Source organism: Caballeronia sp. BR00000012568055, assembly GCF_029439455.1.
Taxonomy (GTDB): Bacteria; Pseudomonadota; Gammaproteobacteria; order Burkholderiales; family Burkholderiaceae; genus Caballeronia.
In genome coordinates, this window is sequence record NZ_JAQFVG010000195.1 from 1 (window position 1) to 692 (window position 692).

The window sequence follows — 692 nt, forward strand, 5'->3', positions numbered from 1 at the left end:
GAGGCACGGCGCCTAAGTGCGGCTATGCCTTGGGTTAGGCACGGAATTGGTGCGCGAAGCGAAGCTTCAGATTATCAGGATAATCTGAAGCTTCCTGAGAACGTTGGCGATCAATGGAAGAACCAATCCGGCGATGTATCGACGAGGAGGTGATACGTCAAAATCACGCCCAAGGCGAGAACAACGGCGAGATGGGGAGCGTGCGTTGCGCGTAACTGATAAGCGGCGCGGATAAATTCCAAGGGTGACATACGGTTTGTCCGGAAGATAAAGGGCTGGTCGGCGACCAGATCTAGGCTCAGTATGGTTGCCGGGCCGCGAAGTCAAGCCTGCTCGTATGCTACCAACGATTGCGATCAGGAAGATCGTCGACCGCCCAGTTCACGGCATTTTCGAAACAGGTGTCCTCGCCGCCCATGGCGGGGATGCGAGGAAATTGATACGACGCGATTCCGTCGATGTAGATGCGTTTGACAAGTTGCTGGAGCTTTCGATAACGGGCAGCATCGTTGAGAACCGTATCAACTGGCCAAAACTCGCTAAACGTGATTTTGCTATCCGAGATTTTTTTTGCAATCATCCCGAAAATCGGCCCGCGCTTTTCCCAGTCGTCTTCATTTCGTGAAAGCAGATCAATGAGGAACGCCGCGTCCACAACACTGATCTCCTTGCGCACAAGATTGAGCAGGTCA

The 692-nt window shown here is 53.2% G+C and carries 1 protein-coding gene and 1 pseudogene; both read right to left on the bottom strand.

Annotated elements, in window-relative coordinates; all coding sequences use genetic code 11:
• Positions 1 to 110: 110 nt before the first annotated feature.
• Positions 111 to 251, bottom strand: coding sequence for a hypothetical protein (locus P7F28_RS09790; protein WP_277184299.1), 141 nt, complete (start codon positions 249 to 251; stop codon positions 111 to 113).
• 89 nt (positions 252 to 340) lie between these two features.
• Positions 341 to 692 (bottom strand): annotated as a pseudogene (locus tag P7F28_RS09795) (hypothetical protein); the annotation flags it as partial.

Coding starts and splice junctions, on each gene's coding strand:
- P7F28_RS09790 (WP_277184299.1), bottom strand. CDS start 251: ATGTCACCCTTGGAATTTATCCGCGCCGCTTATCAGTTACGCGCAACG.